This is a genomic window from Pseudomonas sp. Ag1 (assembly GCF_000278565.1).
Lineage (GTDB): Bacteria > Pseudomonadota > Gammaproteobacteria > Pseudomonadales > Pseudomonadaceae > Aquipseudomonas.
Map to the genome: position 1 here is coordinate 22,522 of NZ_AKVH01000109.1, position 19,348 is coordinate 41,869.

The window sequence follows — 19,348 nt, forward strand, 5'->3', positions numbered from 1 at the left end:
GCGCCTCCATTGAAGTTCTCCACGGTGATTGCCTATGTTTGATGGCATCAAACCAAGGAGGAATGACCATGCCTCGAAGTGCCTTAGCAGAAGATGGATATCTGCATTACATGCCTCGTGTGAGCCAGACTCATTGCGTCGAAGAGCTCGCAGAATTACGTCGAGAGTTTGAACAGTTGGAACCGGATGAGTACGCCCCGCCTGGAGTAAACAGGTTTCGACGGTATGGCAACGGAGTCATTCTTCCCTGGCAAGACACGCATGAAGGCCACTGGTTGCCAATCGTCAAAGATGGGGCAGGCCACGGACGCGCAGGTTACGACCAAGGCGGTAACAATCCGGATCACGCAAATATTCGCTACTTTCACGCGTTGAGTGATGCGGTAAAAAACAATCGCGTACTACTCGACCTGATCGATGAAGATTTTTCCCTGACGTTCTGGCAGCATCCTGGCCAGCCCCTTCCTATCTATTTTGGGGTGCATTTTGTAAAACTCACGTCCGCGAGGTCGGATCAGCCAGGTATAAGCTCACCGAACTTTTTTCACCAGGATGGAGAGCCCTTCACGTTTGCGCACTTGATCTACCGTTCTTCGAACATGACGGGTGGCATCAATTTTATTGGGCATCCGGAAATTCGAAACATGCTGTTTGAGGACGCGCGGTCAAGTCAGATTTGGGCGGAGTTTACCCTTTCGGAACCTCTCGATAGTTTTGCCGTTCATGATCCGAAGGTTTCGCACTACATAAGCCCGATCAAGAAACTTGACGACGCCTCTCCCGGAGTCTGTGAGCGCTGTATTGTTTTGGTTGATTTCTCGCCAACCATTCAGAGGATATGACGGTGCAGGCGTTGAGCTCGATATTACCCATCTTGATTGCGTTGGGAATAGGCTATCTATCGAGCAAACTCTTGCTCCCGGATAAAGTTGTTGCCCGATTGGTCAGTCTGATCAGCCCTTTGGTTTGGGGGCTACTTTTTCTGATAGGCACTGAGTTCGGCGAAGTGGTTTCTTCGCTGGATGCGGTTGGCTATGTGCTCAAGACATCTTCGCTTGTCGCGGTCGCAACAACAGTGGTGCCTTGCATGCTGCTGCTGGGCTTGGCGGCTTTGAGAGGGGCTGGACGAGAACCAGGCAGGGTTGCCAGTTTCGATATGCATGGCGCTGCTGCTCCTCTGAAAGAGTGCTTTATTGCGCTGCTGATGGTGGCCTTGGGCGTGTTGTTCACATATGCAGAATCAACCGTTGCAAGCTTGTGGCTTCCGCCCAGCAACGTGATGTTAATGGTACTGATCTTCTTGGTGGGACTCGACTTGTCGAGCATCAAGTTAGGTCGTGACTGGATCTCATGGGGCGTTCTATGCGTTCCGATTGCCGTGGTCATTGGCTCAATATTGGGAGCCTATGCGGTTCATTTCATCACTGGCGAAGATATCCGTTTGCTCCTGGCACTCTCGACGGGATTTGGATGGTTCACGCTATCCAGCGTCCTGGTTGGAGGGCTGTCCGGAGAAGTTCATGGCGCTACGGCATTGCTCGCAGACCTGGGGCGCGAACTGATCGCGATCGCTTTACTGTACCTGGTCGGTGGCTTCCACCCAAGGGTCGGTATTGCCGCCGCTGGGGCAACCGCTCTGGACTCGACGTTACCGATCGTGCGCCAAACCTGCCACTGCGACACGCTGCCTACCGCTCTCATGAGTGGTTTGATTCTGACGGTGTTAGCGCCCTTTTTTATAACCTTCTTTCTGACCGCATGACGTGACCTCTTACTGGAGGAAATCATGACTCCACGATTTTCAGGAGAAAAACCGAGTCTGCAACCATCAGCATTTAAAAGTCTCACGCTCGGCCCGATGCTTGCCGCGTTTGAACAGCTGCTGATGTGTATCAAAACTCAGCCCAAGGCGTTGATCCCGGTGGCTATGTTCCTGTCGCTGGCGGGGCCTGTCCGGGCGGAGCCAACGATTATGGAAAATGTGCGTGGTTATACCGTGAGTGGAGGCGGTCTGATGCGTTTTGATGCGTTGGCCTTTGATGCGTCGGGCAAAGTGATTTGCGTCGGTATGGCGGCCGATCTTGCTGGCAAGCATGCATTGGCGACGCGCATCGATGGTAAGGGTGCGTCCCTCTTGCCTGGGTTGACCGATGCGCACGGCCATATCAAATGGCTTGGAGAGTCCCTTCGAAGCATTGCTTTACGGGGCTCTCCAACACTGGTTGATACGCAGGAGAGGCTTCGGGTATTCGCTGCAGCGCGCCCCGGCGCCCGTTGGCTGACCGGCTCAGGCTGGAACCACGTTACCTGGAAGTTGGGGCGGTTTCCGACGGCTGCCGAAATTGATAAGGTCGTTGTCGATCGACCAGTGTGGCTAATTCGGGTGGATGCCCATGCCGGATGGGCTAATACCAAGGCGATGCAACTGGCGGGTATTACTAAGGACACGCCTGATCCGAAAGGCGGACGTATCGAACGGGATGCAGAAGGTAACCCGACAGGTGTATTTATCGACGCCGCTATGGGGCTGGTCGCGGATATTATTCCGCTGCCTGACGAGCAGGAGCGAGAGGTCGCGTTGCAGGCTGCATTGGAGCATCTCAATGCACAAGGCCTGACATCTGTGCACGATGCAGGTGCTGATAGGCAGATGATCAAGACGATGCGCGGTTTTGCCGATCGCGGCCGGCTTCCGTTACGTGTCTACTCGATGATCAACGGTGCGGGGGATGATTTCGCGGTGTTGTCCCAGGACGGCCCTTTGATCGGCTACGGCGATGATCGTCCTACCATTCGTAGCGTCAAGCTTTATGCCGATGGCGCTTTGGGAAGCCGTGGTGCGGCGCTGTTTGAGCCATCCTGCAGACTTGGGTTGGCGGGAAGAAGGTCTATCAGGCGATTGAATGAGCCCGGTTCGACCGTTTAATTTCCAAATCCCACCCATAAAAAAACCGGACACCAAGGACCGGTTTTTTTACACATCCCCCGTCAAAACCAGCCTGACGCAGGAGCAAAATCTGAGTGGAGCGGGTAGAGGGAATCGAACCCTCATCTAAAGCTTGGGAAGCTTTCGTTCTACCACTAAACTATACCCGCTCAGAGCGGCTGACTTTGTAACAGATGTGCTCGCGGATTTGAAGTTTTTCTTCGAAAATTCTGTGTTTTACGTGCCAACGGTCGATCATGGGCAGGCGGACCCCCTGGGAAATCCGGCCCACCCACAACCCCACCGCTCATACGGCAAACGCATGCTGTGGCTGTGACGCGTGGTACCGCAACCGGCTTGGCTGCTGCTCCGGTCTCAAAAAGCCCATCAACGCCTCCCGGCTATCCCGGCACGCGGCCTTGTGCTCCATATCCAGAAAGTGCCCGGTCGCCTGAATCGTGCCGAAGCTGCTTTTCGCAATATGTTGCCCAAACAGCTTGGCATCCTGGGCACTGGTGTACTCGTCCCATTCGCCGTTCAAGAACAACACCGGTATATCAATCTGTTTAGCGGCCTTGAGGTAGCACAGCCGGTCGCTGTTGAGCACGTGGCTGATGTGAAAGTGCATCTGCCCATACTCGTGCTCGGCCAGGCTGCTCACGTGTTTGTGATTGAAGCGTTTGAACAGCGACGGCAGGTGTTTGCCGATGGTGCTGTTGACCAGGTGGCCCACGCGGTCGCGGTCGAGGTTGCCGAGGTAGTCGACACCGCGCTCCAGGTAGTCGCGCATCGGGGCGTTGATCACCGGGGAGAACGAGCTGATCACGGCCTTTTCCACACGGCGCGGGCGGTGGGCGAGGGCGACGAGGGTCGCGGCGCCGCCCCAGGAAAAGGACAGCACGTGTTCGGCGGCGAAGTGGTCGATGAGTTCCAGAAGGATCTGGCCCTCGACTTCTTTCGTCAGCATATGCTCGTGGCGGTTGTGGATTTTGGAGCGGCCAGCGTAGGGCTGGTCATACAAAACCACGTTGAACGTCGGGTGCAGGCTTTTCACGGTCTGGGCGAAAGACGCAGTGGTGGCCATTGAGCCGTTGACCAGGATGATGGTCTTGGCTGCTGCGTCCGCGCGATAGAACTCCGTGTAAACCCGATACTGACCCTGTATATCCAGCACAGCGATTTCTGGCCTCATGTCGTAAGACTCCTGGCAAGCGGGTAATGCGCGCAGATCACTCTGCACGAGCTTTGTGACAGGTAGGCATACGCCTGGAAGTGAGGGCCCATGTCGATCCGGTACTGGCTGGCCGACGGGTGTTGTTATGGCGGGCAATTTGCCGTGAGAGGCCCGCAGGTCAAGCGTGCGGACGGGCAAAGTGTTTCTTGTAGGTAGGGGTGACTCGCCAGTCAGATTGCGGCTGGCTGGGTTGATTCAAGCATCAGGGATGCCAGTTCGCCAGTCGATGGCGTGGGTTTTTGCCATCATCGGCTGAACGGTCATCAGACCTGTTGGATTTCAGCCTCTGTAAGCGCCCGGTAATGGCCTGGCGCAAGGGCTGCGTCCAACTCCAGCGGTCCCATGCGTTCGCGGTGCAGGCGTATCACTTTGTTGTCGAAGTGCCCGAACATGCGCTTCACCTGGTGATAACGCCCTTCAATGATGCTCAGGCGCGCCGTTCTGGGGCCCAATAGTTCCAGTTCCGCCGGTTGGGTGGTGAGGTCTTCAAAGGCGAAGTACAGGCCGGCGGCGAAGGTGGCCGCGTATTGCGGGCCGATGTCCTGCTCGGTCTCGACGTAGTAGACCTTGGGCAGTTTGGTTTGCGGCTGGGTCAGGCGGCGCGACCACTGGCCGTCGTTGGTGATCAGCATCAGGCCGGTGGTGTTGAAATCCAGACGACCGGCGATGTGCAGCTCGTGCTTGTCAGGTTCATCCAGCAGGTCGAGCACCGTGGGGTGTTGCGGGTCGGACGTGGCGCTGACGCAGCCCTGGGGTTTGTGCAGCATGAAGTAACGCGCGGGTTTGCCGGCTTGCAGCACTTCGTCATCCAGCAACACACGGCTGAACTCGCTTACCGGGTGGTGCGGATCGCTGGTGGCCTGGCCGTCGACGCTGATCCGTCGCTCCACCAGCAACAGGCGAACCTGTTTACGGTTGAAACGCGGCAGGTTGCTGAGGAAACGATCTACGCGCATTACGACCGCTCGTTGCCGCGCAGTTGTTCGTCCACCTGAGCACAACGCGGGCACAGGCAGGCTTTATTGCGCAGTTCCGCCGGCAAGGCTTCGAGCACTGCGGGGTCGATGCTGACGGAATAGCACCAGCACGCCTGGTCGGCAGTGCGCGGGTCGGCCAGGACGCAATCGTTGCGGGCGCCGCAGGCGGGGCAGAGGGTTGGCGTGGTCATCGGTCGGTTCAGGCTGTATCGGACAAGGTCCCGGTGAAACCCGGTGTGCCTTGCACGATACAGCCCCGCCGCGTTATTGCAAATCACGCTCCAGCACCACCACCCGTTGGCCTGCGCCAATGCCGCTGCCGGGCTGCACCGGAATTTCCCGCACGGTGCCGGCGAACGGTGCGACTACCGGGATTTCCATTTTCATCGACTCCAGGATCACCAGCACATCCCCCGCCGCCACGCGTTCGCCAGCGCTCACCTGCACTTGCCAGAGATTGCCGGCGATGTGGCTGTCGATGCTGTATTCGTTGGCCTGCAAGGGCGTGTCTGCGCCCTGTGGTGCGGCGAGTTCCTCGCTGTCGAAATGCGCCTGGCCGCTGGCGATCCAGCGTTCGCGTTCGGCGTTGAACGCGCGCTGCTGTTGCCCGCGAAACGCGCCGATGCTTTCGGCTTCCTGCGCGAGAAAGGCCTGGTAATCCGTCAGGTTCAACTGGCTGTGTTCGATGTTCAGTTCAAACCGCCCAAGGGGGAAATCCCTGCGAATCTGCACCAGCTCATCGGCGCTCACCGGGTAAAAGCGGATCTGGTCGAAGAAGCGCAGCAACCAGGGTTTGCCATCGAACGCGGCCACTTCCCGGTAGCGGTTCCACATCTGCAAGGTACGCCCGACGAACTGATAACCGCCGGGGCCTTCCATGCCGTAGACGCACAGGTAGGCGCCACCGATGCCCACGGAGTTTTCGGCGGTCCAGGTGCGTGCCGGGTTGTACTTGGTGGTGACCAGGCGGTGACGCGGGTCCAGCGGCGTGGCCACGGGCGCGCCGAGGTAGACGTCGCCCAGGCCCATCACCAGGTAGCTGGCATCGAACACGGTGTGGCGCACTTCGTCGAGGTTGGCCAGGTCGTTGATGCGGCGGATGAACTCCAGGTTGCTCGGGCACCACGGGGCATCCTTGCGCACGGTGGTCATGTATTTTTCGATCGCCAGTTGGCAGGCCGGGTCGTCCCAGGACAGTGGCAGGTGGACGATGCGCGACGGCACTTGCAGGTTTTGGCTGGCGCAGACGGCGTGCCATTCGGCGGTGATCAGCGCCAGGAGGTCGGCGAGGGTAAGTTGTTCGGGCTGGTAGTGGATTTGCAGGGAGCGGATGCCGGGTGTCAGGTCGATGACGCCGTGCAGGGCTTGTGCTTCGAGGGCTTGCATCAGGGCGTGGGCGCGAAAGCGCAGCACCAGGTCGAGTTCCGGGGCGCCGATTTCCAGGAGCAGGTGGGTGTCGCCGGCGAGGCGGGCGACGAGGCGGGTGTCGGCCTGGCCGACGTCCAGAACAACAGGCGACCTGATCGTTCCCACGCTCTGCGTGGGAATGCATCCTGTGACGCTCTGCGTCATTGCGTCGACAGCGGGACGCGGAGCGTCCCAGGCGGCATTCCCACGCAGAGCGTGGGAACGATCCCATTTCAAGGCGAGGTCGCGGGCAGTCTTGATGTCGACGGGGGTGAAGCAGATTTTGTCACCCGCCTTGAGCTGGCCCAACTGCCACAAGTCCGCCTCGATCACCGTCACCGGGCATACAAACCCACCCAGGCTCGGGCCGTCGGGGCCGAGGATCACCGGCATGTCCCCGGTAAAATCCACCGCACCGATCGCATACGGATTGTCGTGAATATTCGACGGATGCAACCCCGCCTCACCGCCATCCGTACGCGCCCACAGAGGCTTCGGCCCGATCAACCTCACACCCGTGCGGCTGGAGTTGAAATGCACTTCCCACTGGGTGGCAAAGAACGTCTCGATGTACTCGGGCTTGAAGTATTCCGGCGCGCCGTGGGGGCCGTAGATCACCCGCAGTGTTCGCACCTCGCCAAGCGGTTCAGGCACTAGCGTATTGCCGCAACTGACATCCTCCAACGGCAGTAAGTGCAACACATCACCTGCCCGCAAAGCCCGCCCGCCATGCCCACCAAACTGGCCAAGGGTGAAGGTACTTTTGCTTCCCAGATAATCCGGAACCTGCAGCCCGCCGCGCACGCAAAGGTAGCTGCGAGCTCCGGCCCCGGCGATGGTGCCCAGGCTCAAGGTTGCGCCCGCCGGGATCAGCAACGCGGTGTTCATCGGTACCGCTTCATCATTCAAGCGCAGCACAATGTCTGCACCCGTCACCGCCACCACCGCCGCACAATTGAAGCGCAGCAACGGCCCGCTCATGGTGATTTCCAGCGCAGCGGTGCCCTCGGCATTGCCCAGCAGGCGATTGCCCAGGCGCAGCGCGCGACTGTCCATCGGCCCCGACGGCGGCACGCCTACGGCCCAGTAACCGAGGCGCCCCGGATAGTCCTGCACACTGGTTTGCGTGCCGGCGCTGAGCACTTCAAACGTGTTGGCGTGGTACACCAAATCTTCAAGGCAGCGCGTCCACGGATGGCCACTGGCGAACGGTGTAGCGAGCAGAATCTGGCGCAGATAATCGCGGTTGGTTTCCACGCCGTACAGTTGGCTGTTGCTCAGGGCTTGATGCAAATCCAGGCGTGCCTGTTCGCGGGTCGGCGCCCAGGTGATGAGCTTGGCGATCATCGGGTCGAAGTAGGGCGGAATCTCGCAACCGGCCTCCACCCACGTGTCGATGCGCAGGCCTTCAGCGACCGGGAAGTCCACATACGTCAAAAGCCCCGGGCTTGGCTGAAACTCCCGGCCCGGATCTTCGGCGTACAGGCGTGCCTGAATCGCGTGGCCGTGAGGCTTCAGTTGCAGTTCCCGCAATGGCGGCATTTCCCCGGCGGCCAATTGCACCATCCAGCGCACCAGGTCCACGCCCCACACTTGCTCGGTGACGCCATGTTCCACCTGCAACCGGGTGTTCACTTCCAGAAAATAGAAGCGGCCATCGGCGCTATCAAAGATAAATTCCACGGTGCCGGCGCTACGGTAATCCACTGCCTTGGCCAGGGTGATGGCGGCACGGCACAGCTCATCCGCCATGCCGTCGGGCAGGTTCGGCGCCGGGGTTTCTTCAAGCACTTTCTGGTTGCGCCGCTGCACCGAACAGTCGCGCACGCCGAGGGCGATCACCTCGCCGCAGCCGTCACCAAACACCTGCACTTCCAGGTGCCGGGCGTGCTGGATGTACTTCTCGATAAACACACCGGCATCGCTGAAATTGTTCTGGCCCAGGCGTTTCACCGCCTCGAAACAGTCGCGCAATTCATCGGCGCTGTGGCACACGCGCATGCCGATCCCGCCACCACCGGCGGTGCTTTTAAGCATGATCGGATAGCCCACGGTTTCCCCGGCCAGTAGTGCGGCGTCGAGGCTGTTGAGCAGCTCGGTGCCTTCCAGCAGCGGGATGTTGTGCTGCCTGGCCAACGCGCGCGCGGTGTGCTTGAGGCCGAATACCCGCAGCTGTTCCGGCGTCGGGCCGACGAAGGCGATGCCTGCTGTTTCGCAGGCTTCGGCGAAGGCGGCGTTTTCCGATAGAAAGCCATAGCCGGGATGAATCGCGGTGGCGCCACAGGCCTTGGCCGTGGCGAGGATTTTCTCCACCGACAAATAGGTGCCGGCCGCCGCGCCTTCGCCCAGGCTGTAGGCCTCATCCGCTTGTTGGATATGCAGGCTCGCGGCATCGGCTTCGGAATACACCGCCACGCCTTTGACCGAAAGCTCACGCAAGGTGCGCAGGATGCGGCAGGCGATGGCGCCACGGTTGGCGATCAACAGTTTTTCGAACATGGCAAAACCCCGCAGGCCGATGAGTGCTCGGCCTTGTCCTGGGATGCGGGCCGTCCCGCAAATGTGGATGGCGCTACGGTCGTCCGCAGCGCAAATTTCAACACCAATGGAGATCAACTGTGGGAGCCGGGCTTGCCCGCGATGGCGGAGGATCAGTCACCCCATATGTTGGCTGATCCACCGCTATCGCAGGCAAGCCAGCTCCTACAGGTCATCTTCCACAGTTGATCTTCAGCGTTTTCGCAGGCACTGCCCGGCGCGGGCCTGGCACAGGGCGAACAACCACTGGCGCAACCGCTTGATCTTCAGTTCCATACCAGTAACTCCGCAGGGGTTGGGTTGTAGCCGTTGCACGGGTTGTTCAGTTGCGGGCAGTTGGAGATCAGTACGATCACGTCCATCTCGGCCCGCAGGTCGACGTACTTGCCGGGGGCGGAAATCCCGTCCTCGAAGGTCAACCCGCCATCGGCGGTCACCGGCACGTTCATGAAGAAATTGATGTTCGGCCCGATGTCGCTTTTACCCAGCCGGCCATCGTGGGCGCAGGCCCGCAGGTAGTTGTCGCGGCAGCTGTGCATGTAGCGTTTTTCCAGGGCGTAGCGCACGGTGTTGCTCTCTTGGGCGCAGGCGCCGCCAAGGGTGTCGTGGCGTCCGCAGGTGTCGTCGACGATGGTCAGCATTGGCTGGCCGAGGTTGGAATACAGCACGCTGCCGGTGCTCAGGTACACGCTGTTTTGCCGACGCAGGGTGCGCTGCACGTCGTAGCGTTCCCTGGGGTTTTTCAGGCTGTAGAACAGCGTGTCGACCGCCTGGTTGCCCTCAAGGTCGAGGATGCGCAGGGTCTGGCCGGCCTTGACTTCCATCAGCCAGGGTTCGCCGGCGGGAATGGTCGCGCGGTACACGGCCGCGTCCGGTTGTTTGGCGAGTGCGATAGACATGGCAGGTCCTCAGGCGAACAGACGGTCGGTGTTGATAAAGCCGCGCTCGTTTTCCGGGCGCGAGGTACGGCAGTGTTCGGCGACGCTTGGGTCGGCGTTCATCCAGCTGAGTTTCAGCGGCTGCGGCGCGTACTCGGGGTTGGGGTCCATGGGATGTTGCAGCGCGGTGAGCACCACCAGTGTGTCCATCGGTGCGTAGAGTTCGATGTAGTCGCCGGCCTTGGAGTGACCGGGGACAAAGTGCAGGCTGCCAGCTTCATCTACCGTGACTTTGCTGAACAGATTGAGGGTCATCAGCAGGTCGGACAGCCCCAGGCCCCACTTGCCCAGTTCCACCAGCAGGTTGTCGGTGCCGTTGCGGTAGAAGCCGTTGCGCAGCTCTTGATAGCGGCCTTTGCCGTATTTTTCCGCGACCTCGGAGGCGCATGACGCGCCGCCGATGCTGTCACTCCAGCCGCAGGTGTCGGCGGTGATGGCAGCCAGCACGCGGCCCATGTCCGAGTACAGGCAATGGCTGCTGGTGAGCTTGGCGGTGTGTTGGCATTTGAGGCTGTCGGGCAGGTTCAGGCGCTCGGTTTTTTCATTGGCATTGAGCAGGGTCAAACTGACGTTGGCGCCGCCGCGAATGTCGGTGAGGCGCAGCAGTTGGCCGCGCTTGAGCACAAAGGAACGGTGGCCGCCGCCGGGGAGCATTTCCTCGGCGAAGGGTGGGAACAATTGAGTTGAGTCGGTCATTTGGAAGTGGCTCCAAGTTCGGCGGCGATCGCCTTGCGGCGCTCGCTGTTCAAAGGGATGTCGTAGGTGATGCGGGCGCCGTAGGCGCCGGGGGCGTGGGGGTCGAGGCGCACCTTGTCGAACACCAGCAAGCGGGTGCCGAGGCTGAAGCCTTCGCTGAGGTCGTGGGTGACCATGAACACCGTCAGCCTGGTTTCGCGCCACAGCTCCAGCAACAGCAGGTGCATGTCTTTGCGAATGCCCGGGTCGAGGGCGCCGAAGGGTTCGTCCAGCAGCAACACGCGGGGCTTCATGATCAGCGCCTGGGCGATGGCCAGCCGCTGCTGCATACCGCCGGAAAGCTCCGCCGGGTACTTGTCCAGGGCATGGCCCAAACCGACTTTATGCAGCAGGGCTGCGGCCTGTTCCCGGGCCTGTTTTTTCGCGCTGCCGAACAGGCGGCCGAGCAACGCTGAACGTGGCAACTCAAGGCCCAGCGCAACGTTGTCCAGCACCGTCAGATGCGGGAACACCGAGTAGCGCTGGAACACCACGCCACGGCTGGCGTCGGGTTCGGCGGCGAGCGGTTTACCGTCCAGCAGGATCTCGCCATGGCTGGCGGTTTCCTGCCCCAGCAGCAGGCGCAGGAAGGTCGATTTGCCGCAACCGGAGGTGCCGACCAGGGTGCAGAATTCGCCTTCAGCCACGTGCAGGTTCAGGCGCTCCAATACCACCTGGTCGCCATAGCGCTGCCACACATTGTTGACGTTGATAAAGCTCATGCCCGCGCTCCTTCGTACCAGGGGAACGCGCGCCGCGTCAGGGCCTTGAGGCCCCAGTCCATCAGCCAGGCCAGCAGGGTGATCCACACCACGTAGGGCAGGATCACGTCCATCGCCAGGTAGCGGCGCACCAGGAAGATCCGGTAACCCAAACCGTCGGTGGAGGCGATGGCTTCGGCTGCAATCAGGAACAGCCACGCCGAGCCGAGCATCAAGCGCAGGGAGATCAGCAAGCGTGGCAGCAATTGCGGCAGCACCACCCGCAGCATCAGGGTCCAGGTGGAGGCGCCGAGGGTCTGCGCCTTCACCAGCAACTCCACGGGAATTTCCCGTGCCCGCTGTTCCAGGTCCCGCGCCAGGGCCGGGGTGATACCGATCACGATCAGCATCACTTTCGATAATTCCCCCAGCCCGAACACGATGAACAGGATCGGCAGGATCGCCAGCGGCGGCACCATCGACAGCACCGTCAGCAAGGGGGACAACGGTGCGCCAAACAGCGGCAAGGTGCCGGCTGCAATGCCCAGGCACAGGCCGGCGAGGGCGCTGATGCCCAGGCCGATCGCCAGGCGGCGCAGGCTTGAGGCGCTGTCTTGCCACAGCACGTATTCACCGGTGCGAGTGTCGGCGCTGAAGGCCAGGCGTTTCACTGCGTCGCCCATTTGTGCGGCGCTGGGCAGCAGCTTGTCGTTGGGGTTGTCTGCCAGGCGCTCGGCCGAGCCCACGAAGTAGGCGAACAGCAGCAGGGCGAAGGGCAGCAGCACCAACAGCAGGCGACTGGAGCGTTCCGGGTGACGGTTGATCAGGCGCATGGCCGCGTCCTCTTACAGCGTGCCGTCGGCGGCCATCTGTACGTAGCTGGGGTCGAAATGCAGCTTGAGGTTGGCGGTGTCGCCGCGGGTCACGCCATTGGCGAAGCTCATGCCCACGGCGTTGGTGTCCTTGGCACCTTCACCCAGCAGGCCGTGTTTAAACGAGAACTCGGCGACTTTGTCCATGGTGGCGGGCAACTGCGCGCTGGTGGCAAAGGCCAGGGCTTCCTTGGGCGTGGCGAACAGCTTGGTGGTGTCCAGTTGCGACTGGAAGCCCTTGAGGTCGGTGCCGGAGGCCTTGGCCATGTGCTCCAGGGCGTCGGTGCTGGCGGCGTTTTTCGCGTTCATCAGCGCCACCACTTCAAACCAGGCGCCGGTCAACGCTTTGCCCAGCTTGGGGTTGTCCTTGAGGGTCTGGGTGTTGACCACCATCATGTCCATGATTTCGCCGGGCACTTTGCTGGAGTCGAACACTTCGGTGACACCGGGCTTGGCCTTGATCTCCGAGAGCATCGGGTTCCAGGTGGTGACGGCCTTGACCTGGTCGGTGTTGAAGGCGGCGGCGATGTCGGCGTCGGAGGTGTTGACCACTTTCAGGTCTTTTTCGCTGAGGTTGGCCGACTCCAGGGCGCGGGCCAGCAGATAGTGGGACACGGAGAGTTCCACCAGGTTGACGTTCATGCCCTTGAGGTCGGCGACGGTCTTGCCTTCACCTTTGATGACCACGCCATCGTTGCCATTGGAGAAGTCGCTGACCACCAGCGCGGTGCTGTCCACGCCGCCGGCCGCGGGAATGGTCAGGGCGTCCATGTTGGTCATGGTGCAGCCGTCGAACTGGCCGGCGGTGTACTGGTTGATGGATTCGACGTAGTCATTGAGCTGCACCATGTCGATCTTGATGCCGTACTTCTTGGCCCACTTGTCGAGGATGCCTTGGCTGCCGGCGTATTCCCACGGCATCCAGCCGGCATAGATCGTCCAGCACACGCTGAAATGGTCTTTGGGGGCGGCTTGGGCGGAAAAACTCACGACGGCGGCGAAGGCGGCGGCGAGCAGGGCGGGTAAACGTATCGAGGGCATGGATGCTTCTCCAGTTGATCAAGGGCGAGCAGGAGCAACGCGGCACCGTGAACGGTGGCTTGTCTCCCGGGCTTTTATCCCGCCGTGTAACCTCAACTGGAGGTCGCCGACTCTCGGACCAGCCACTCGCCTTAGCGAGCCGGAACCCTAGTCAGCCATTGCAAATTGTGGTGCCGCGAACCTGTGATGACTCCTGCACGGGAGAGGTAAAGCGAGAGTCGTGCCAAGTGGCACGGGTGCAGTAATGGCGCGGGTTGGCGCGAGGAAGAGGGCGAAACGTGCGGTGAATATGCGTCGTGGTGGTGCGGGGTTGCACTGCAATGAGGCGACCGGCAGATGTATCAATCTATGTCTAAATCGCACCAGATTCCGTTTTTGATGTCAGATATTTCGTCAGGCAGTGAAAGCTGTTTGCCGCCCCCCAGCGTCGCTGGGTGTGCTCTTCCGCGGTCCAGGAGGCCGCCATGTATCGTCGACTGCTTCTCATCGCTTTGCTCGGCTTGACCCTTTCTGCGTGCGCGCCTTATTACGGTGGCGGCCAGGCCTACTACGGTTCCGAGGTCTACACGGCGCCCGCGCCGGCGTATTACTACGGCGGCGGCCCGTATTACCATTACCGCCAGGGTTACTACCCGCCACCGCAGCGTTATTACCCGTCGCCGCGTTATTACCAGCCGGCGCCGCGCTATTATCCTGCGGGGCCGCGCGCGGGTTATCGGCCTTACCCAAACCAGGGTTGGGGCAACAGTCACTGGGGTAATGGTGGCGGACATGGCCAGGGTGGTGGTCAGGGTGGAGGCCGTGGCGGCGGTCATCGCTGATAGGAATAATTGGAAAAACGGCGCTCAGGCGCCGTTTTTGTTTACCGTTGGTCGGCACTGTCATATTTGACAGCTATCCTCTGGGTTACGCCTGTAGTTAATTGGGAGCAGTCGCCTGTTTGGCGTATCGCTTCCAGCATCGACTGATGGAACCCATGACATGAACGTCAGCCCGCTCTACCTGTTATTTTTTGCTTTTCTTGGCGTCAGTACGTTGGCAGCAGCGCAATCCTGTCCTTACCCGAGTGCTGTACGCTACGTTGACGGTCACTTTCAGGGAACTGACAGCGACTCGCCATGGATAAGCCAGGCAATGAGCGACGGGGAATTCGTGGAAACCTTTGTCGGCGCGCTTTTTACTCCTAGCGAGCAGGACGAGCGCAAGCATGGCTATCTGGAAAAGTGCATTTATAAAACCCTGAGGGGTAAGACAGTCACCCTGAGGTACGGCACGGCCCAAGCCGGGGGGGCGATGTCGCTGGCAGATACCACGCATTGGGTACCGGGCACCGATGCTTTCGGGCAACAGATTTTCCAGTGCGACGACCACCAACCCGATAATTGTGCCTTCACGTTCGAGGGCAAAAAAGCGCCGACGGGCGCTCAATAGTCAGACAGGTCCGCCAGCGGATGCCGCCCTTCCCAGACCTTGTGGAAGTGCGCCTGCACCACGGCCTCGGGGATCAAGTTGATGTCCGGCCAGTGCCAGTGTGGCTGCTGGTCCTTGTCGATCAACCGCGCCCGCACACCTTCGCTGAATTCCGGGTGACGGCAGCAGTTCAGGCTCAAGGTGTATTCCATCTGGAACACCTGGGCCAGGGACAGGTGCCGCGCTCGCTGGATCTGTTCCCACACCAGGTGCGCGGTCAGCGGGCAGCCTTCGCTCAGGGTCTTGCCTGCGCGGCGGAGCAGCGGGTCGGTGTGATCGCGTAACTGGCTCAAGGCTCGCCACGCACAGCGCACATCCCCCACGTCCAGCCACTCGTCGATCTGCCCACGGCGCGGCAGCCATTGGGCTTCGGGCAACTGGCCGGCGGCTTCCTGGGCCAGGGCCTTGAGCAGGCTGTTGAGCTGCATGTCGGTCTGTTCCTGCCAGTTCAGTTGCAGCAGGCCTTCAAGCAGTTCGTCTTGTTGTTCATCCAGCAGGAAACGGTCAGCCAGGCCCAGGTCCAGGGCGTCGCGGCCATTCATATGGGCGCCGGTCAGGCCGAGGAACAACCCCAACTTGCCGGGCAGGCGAGACAGGAACCAACTGGCGCCCACGTCCGGGTACAGGCCGATGCTGATTTCCGGCATGGCCAGGCGGCTGCTCGGAGTGACGATGCGCACGGCGGCGCTTTGCAGCAAGCCCATGCCACCGCCCAGCACATAGCCGTGGCCCCAGCAGATCAGCGGTTTGGGATAGGTGTGCAGGCGGTAGTCGAGGCGGTACTCCGCGGCGAAAAATTGCGCGGCCAGCGCCGGTACTTCGCCGGGATGTTCACGGCAGGCCTGGGCCAGGCTGCGCACTTCGCCACCGGCGCAAAAAGCCTTGGGGCCATTGCCGCGCAGCAGCACGCAGACGATTTGCGGGTCTTTGGCCCAGGCGTCCAGGCGTTCGCTCAGGGCCAGGATCATCGGCAACGACAAGGCATTGAGGGATTTTTCCGCGTCCAGGCTGGCGATGCCAACGCGGGCGCCGCCGGTGCCAATCAGCTCTTCGAAGTGCAGGTTCATCATGACCTCAATCGAGAAAGTGAAGGTTCAGTATGATCGCTTCGCAGGAAAGTGCGGTATCTGCGTCAGATCAATTGACAAGCAAGGTCGGCTTTCCTAGGGTTCGCCTCATTCTTTTGACTAGACAGCGTAACCATGACCACCGACGACCGTATCAAACTCGAACCCAGCTGGAAACACGCCCTGCGTGACGAGTTCGACCAGCCGTACATGGCCCAGTTGCGGGAATTCCTGCGCCAGGAGCACGCGGCAGGCAAGGAGATCTATCCACCCGGCCCGATGATCTTCAACGCACTCAACTCAACGCCCCTGGACAAGGTCAAGGTGGTGATCCTCGGCCAGGACCCGTATCACGGCCCGGGCCAGGCCCACGGCTTGTGCTTCTCGGTGCAACCGGGCGTGCCGGCACCGCCGTCGCTGGTCAATATCTACAAAGAACTCAAGCGTGACCTGAACATCGACATTCCCAACCACGGCTACCTGCAAAGCTGGGCCGACCAGGGCGTGCTGATGATCAACACCACCATGACCGTGGAGCGCGCGAATGCCAACGCCCATGCGGGCAAGGGCTGGCAGTTCTTTACCGATCGGATTATTGAAGTGGTGAGCGAGCATCAGCCGCACCTGGTGTTCTTGCTGTGGGGCGCCCATGCGCAGGGCAAGCAGAAGCTGATCGACGCCACCAAGCACCTGGTGCTGACGTCGGTGCATCCGTCGCCGTTGTCGGCCTATAGAGGGTTTATTGGCTGCGGGCATTTCAGCCGCACCAACAAGTTTCTTGAGCAGAATGGCGAGACGCCGATCGAGTGGCGATTGCCGCCGGTTTGACATAGCTCCAATGTAGGAGCTGTCTCGCTAAAGCTCGACAGCTCCTACAATTGAATGTCTCTTGGGCTTCAGATTTTGTCTGGCTGCCGGTTCCAGTGCCGAAACAACGGCTCCGCCAGAAACAGCACAAACAACAAACGCATCACCTGCATCGCCGTCACCAACGGCACCGACAGTTGCAGGGTTTCCGCCGTCAGGCTCATTTCCGCAATTCCGCCTGGCATCATGCCCAGTGTCAGCGAACGCAGGTCCAGATGTGTGAGTGCACTCAAGCCCACAGCCGCCAGCGTCGCAATCAACATGGTCAACGCCGTACCGATCAACGTACGTCCCATGAACAACGGCGCGCGCCGGAAGAACTGCCGGTTGAAGTGGCAGCCCAGGCCGCTGCCGATCAGCCACTGGCCGATCTGGCTGCCGCCGTCGGGCAGCCCGATGTGCAAGTCCCAGGTAATGCTGGCGGCGGCACTGACCAGCAGCGGCCCGAACAGCCAGGGGTTTGGCTGACGCAAGCGTTGCCAGCCCCAGGCCACCAGGGCGCCGACGGGAAACAGCAGCGCCAGCCAGGTCCAATCCACCGTCGCCGGATGAAACTGCGGGGCACCTTCCCCCAGCAAATACTTGAACGCCGCCGGCACACAGAGCACCACCACCAATACCCGCAAACTCTGGCCCGCCGCGACGCGGCTGAGCACTGCGCCATTGCGTGCGCCGAGGTTGACCATCTCCCCCGACCCACCCGGCATGCTCGAGAAAAACGCTGTGGCACGGTCTTCACCGCTGCGGCGCATCAACCACACACCCACAATGCTGGAGAGGCTGGTGACCAGCGCGCCGAAGAAGATCAGGCCGAAGTGGCTCATCACCTGCTCGATCACCACCGGGGTGAAGTGCAGGCCGATGCCGATGCCCACCACCCATTGGCCGCATTTGCGGCCGCCGGGAATTTCCGCGAGCTGCCAGGGTGTCAGGCAGCGCACCAGGATGATCGCCAGCAACGAGCCGACCATGTACGGCAGTGGCCAGCCGATCTGGCTGGCGAGATACCCGCCCAGCAGACCGACCAGCGGTGTTGCCCACCAGTTTCTGAACGTGGCCTCAGACATCGGCCACGGCACGACGCTGCAGGGAACGCTTGCGCCAGATGCGCAGGAGCGGGAACAACAGCATCAAGGCCGTCAGTACCCACACGCCGAAGGTGATCGGGCTCGACCAGAGGATCTGCAATTCGCCGTTGGAAATCGACAGCGCACGACGCAGGTTCTGCTCCATCAACCCGCCGAGGATAAAGCCCAGCAGCACCGGCGAGAGCGGGAAATCCAGCTTGCGCAGGATGTAGCCGAAGATGCCGATGCCGACCATCAGGAACAGGTCGAAGGTGGTGGCGTGAACCGCGTACACACCGATCGCAGTGATGATGGCGATCACCGGCACCAGTGCCCAGTTCGGCACGGCAAGGATGCGGGTGAAGATGCGGATCATCGGGATGTTGAGGATCACCAGCATGATGTTGGCGATAAACAACGAGGCGATCAGGCCCCAGACGATGTCCGGTTGCTGTTGGAACAGCAGCGGGCCGGGGGTGATGTTGTACAGCGACAGGGCGCCGATCATCACCGCCGTGGTGCCCGAGCCGGGTACGCCGAGGGTCAGCATCGGCACCAGGGCGCCGCAGGCGGAAGCGCCGATCGCGGTTTCCGGAGCCGCCAGGCCGCGCATGTCGCCCTGACCGAATTTACCGCTGGCACCGGCCAGGCGTTTTTCGGTCATGTAGGCCACGGCCGAGGCCAGTGTGGCACCCGCGCCCGGCAATACGCCCATGATGAAACCCAGCAGGCCGCAGCGAATATTCACGACGAATACCGCGGAAGCTTCCTTCAGGTTGAACATCATGCGTCCGGTGGCTTTCACGGCTTCCTGGCCACGGTGGGTTTTTTCCAGCAGCAACAGGATCTCGCTGATGGAGAACAGGCCCAATACAAGCACCACGAACTGGATGCCGTCGGTCAGGTGGATGTTATCGCCGGTGAAGCGGTACACGCCGCTGTTGGCATCGATACCCACTGCTGACAGAAACAGGCCGATCAAGGCCGCGACAAAGGTCTTCAGCGGCTTGTCACCGGCCATGCCGCCCAGGCAGACGATGGCAAACACCATCAGTACGAAATATTCCGCCGGGCCGAAGGCAATCGCCCATTTGGCCAGCAGCGGGGCGAACAGCACCATGCCGCAGGTGGCGATAAACGCACCGATGAACGAACTCCACGCCGACAGCGACAACGCCACGCCCGCCAGGCCTTTGCGAGCCATCGGGTAGCCGTCGAGGGTGGTCATCACGGTGGAAGCTTCACCCGGGATGTTCAACAGGATCGAGCTGATGCGCCCGCCGTATTCGCAGCCCAGGTACACGGCCGCCAACAGGATCAAGGCCGACTCAGGCGGCAGCCCCAGGGCAAATGCGATGGGGATCAACAGCGCTACGCCGTTGATCGGCCCAAGGCCCGGCAACAGGCCGACCACGGTGCCGATCAAGGTGCCGCACAGTGCGGTGATCAGGTTGTAAGGGGTCAGTGCAACGCCGAAGCCCTGGCCCAAATAGCTGAACGTATCCATA

18 protein-coding genes, 1 tRNA gene and 1 riboswitch are annotated in these 19,348 nt (G+C 61.0%); of the genes, 6 read left to right on the forward strand and 13 right to left on the reverse strand.

All coding sequences use genetic code 11. The features are described 5' to 3' along the window. Positions 1-68: 68 nt before the first annotated feature. Genes A462_RS07275 through A462_RS07265 form a run of 3 tightly spaced genes read left to right on the forward strand, consistent with a single transcriptional unit; the run spans position 69 to position 2,926 of the window. Positions 69-842: a 2OG-Fe dioxygenase family protein gene (locus A462_RS07275; protein WP_008437815.1), complete on the forward strand. Its 774-nt coding sequence runs from the start codon at positions 69-71 to the stop codon at positions 840-842. Beyond that, positions 839-1,762 carry a lysine exporter LysO family protein gene (locus A462_RS07270; RefSeq protein WP_008437817.1) on the forward strand — a complete coding sequence of 308 codons (924 nt, stop codon included), beginning with the start codon at positions 839-841 and terminating at the stop codon, positions 1,760-1,762. Before A462_RS07275 ends, A462_RS07270 begins: the two co-directional genes overlap by 4 nt. 24 nt (positions 1,763-1,786) lie before the next feature. Continuing rightward, entirely contained in the window at positions 1,787-2,926 is a 1,140-nt protein-coding gene (locus tag A462_RS07265; RefSeq protein WP_238544260.1) for an amidohydrolase, read from the forward strand. Between the two features lie 96 nt (positions 2,927-3,022). Here A462_RS07265 and A462_RS07260 read toward each other — a convergent pair. The 10 genes from A462_RS07260 to A462_RS07215 all read right to left on the reverse strand — a co-directional run bounded on the left by A462_RS07260 (position 3,023) and on the right by A462_RS07215 (position 13,369). Then, positions 3,023-3,096: transfer RNA gene (locus A462_RS07260), tRNA-Gly, on the reverse strand. Positions 3,097-3,233: 137 nt separating this feature from the next. Continuing rightward, positions 3,234-4,118: an alpha/beta fold hydrolase gene (locus tag A462_RS07255; protein WP_003212046.1), complete on the reverse strand. Its 885-nt coding sequence runs from the start codon at positions 4,116-4,118 to the stop codon at positions 3,234-3,236. A 305-nt stretch (positions 4,119-4,423) separates the two neighbouring features. Then, positions 4,424-5,116 carry a pseudouridine synthase gene (locus A462_RS07250; protein ID WP_003212044.1) on the reverse strand — a complete coding sequence of 231 codons (693 nt, stop codon included), beginning with the start codon at positions 5,114-5,116 and terminating at the stop codon, positions 4,424-4,426. Beyond that, positions 5,116-5,328 carry a cysteine-rich CWC family protein gene (locus A462_RS07245; RefSeq protein ID WP_008437822.1) on the reverse strand — a complete coding sequence of 71 codons (213 nt, stop codon included), beginning with the start codon at positions 5,326-5,328 and terminating at the stop codon, positions 5,116-5,118. The genes A462_RS07250 and A462_RS07245 overlap by 1 nt, the downstream gene beginning before the upstream one ends. 73 nt (positions 5,329-5,401) lie before the next feature. Beyond that, positions 5,402-9,043, reverse strand: coding sequence for an urea carboxylase (gene uca / locus A462_RS07240; RefSeq protein ID WP_008437823.1), 3,642 nt, complete (start codon positions 9,041-9,043; stop codon positions 5,402-5,404). A 305-nt stretch (positions 9,044-9,348) separates the two neighbouring features. Next, complete coding sequence (locus tag A462_RS07235) at positions 9,349-9,981, reverse strand: urea amidolyase associated protein UAAP2 (protein ID WP_003212037.1); 633 nt, start codon at positions 9,979-9,981, stop codon at positions 9,349-9,351. Between the two features lie 9 nt (positions 9,982-9,990). After that, positions 9,991-10,716 carry an urea amidolyase associated protein UAAP1 gene (locus tag A462_RS07230; protein WP_008437826.1) on the reverse strand — a complete coding sequence of 242 codons (726 nt, stop codon included), beginning with the start codon at positions 10,714-10,716 and terminating at the stop codon, positions 9,991-9,993. Next, the gene (locus A462_RS07225) at positions 10,713-11,477 is read right to left on the reverse strand and encodes an ABC transporter ATP-binding protein (RefSeq protein ID WP_008437829.1); all 765 of its coding nucleotides are present in this window, start codon (positions 11,475-11,477) and stop codon (positions 10,713-10,715) included. Before A462_RS07225 ends, A462_RS07230 begins: the two co-directional genes overlap by 4 nt. Beyond that, a complete protein-coding gene (locus A462_RS07220; protein ID WP_003212030.1) occupies positions 11,474-12,289 on the reverse strand; it encodes an ABC transporter permease in 816 nt (271 codons plus the stop codon). The genes A462_RS07225 and A462_RS07220 overlap by 4 nt, the downstream gene beginning before the upstream one ends. 12 nt (positions 12,290-12,301) lie before the next feature. Continuing rightward, positions 12,302-13,369, reverse strand: a complete 1,068-nt coding sequence (locus A462_RS07215; RefSeq protein ID WP_008437831.1) for a putative urea ABC transporter substrate-binding protein — start codon at positions 13,367-13,369, stop codon at positions 12,302-12,304. Between the two features lie 61 nt (positions 13,370-13,430). Further along, positions 13,431-13,531: riboswitch (guanidine-I (ykkC/yxkD leader) on the reverse strand. Between the two features lie 302 nt (positions 13,532-13,833). On the opposite strand from A462_RS07215, the gene A462_RS07210 reads away from it, so the two are divergent. Both A462_RS07210 and A462_RS07205 read left to right on the forward strand, forming a co-directional pair. Next, complete coding sequence (locus tag A462_RS07210; RefSeq protein WP_003212026.1) at positions 13,834-14,190, forward strand: hypothetical protein; 357 nt, start codon at positions 13,834-13,836, stop codon at positions 14,188-14,190. 160 nt (positions 14,191-14,350) lie between these two features. Beyond that, positions 14,351-14,800, forward strand: a complete 450-nt coding sequence (locus A462_RS07205; RefSeq protein ID WP_008437833.1) for a DUF3757 domain-containing protein — start codon at positions 14,351-14,353, stop codon at positions 14,798-14,800. On the opposite strand, the gene A462_RS07200 is transcribed toward A462_RS07205, so the two are convergent. Further along, on the reverse strand, positions 14,794-15,906 hold the full coding sequence (locus A462_RS07200) for an enoyl-CoA hydratase/isomerase family protein (RefSeq protein WP_008437835.1): 1,113 nt from the start codon (positions 15,904-15,906) through the stop codon (positions 14,794-14,796). The two genes, A462_RS07205 and A462_RS07200, sit on opposite strands and share 7 nt — an antisense overlap. 135 nt (positions 15,907-16,041) lie before the next feature. On the opposite strand from A462_RS07200, the gene ung reads away from it, so the two are divergent. Beyond that, complete coding sequence (ung, locus tag A462_RS07195) at positions 16,042-16,734, forward strand: uracil-DNA glycosylase (protein WP_003212020.1); 693 nt, start codon at positions 16,042-16,044, stop codon at positions 16,732-16,734. A 68-nt stretch (positions 16,735-16,802) separates the two neighbouring features. On the opposite strand, the gene A462_RS07190 is transcribed toward ung, so the two are convergent. Both A462_RS07190 and A462_RS07185 read right to left on the reverse strand, forming a co-directional pair. After that, positions 16,803-17,840, reverse strand: coding sequence for an AbrB family transcriptional regulator (locus A462_RS07190; protein WP_003212018.1), 1,038 nt, complete (start codon positions 17,838-17,840; stop codon positions 16,803-16,805). After that, positions 17,833-19,347 (reverse strand): tripartite tricarboxylate transporter permease, encoded by a 1,515-nt coding sequence (locus A462_RS07185; protein WP_003212016.1) that lies wholly within the window; start codon positions 19,345-19,347, stop codon positions 17,833-17,835. Before A462_RS07185 ends, A462_RS07190 begins: the two co-directional genes overlap by 8 nt. Position 19,348 lies beyond the last annotated feature (1 nt).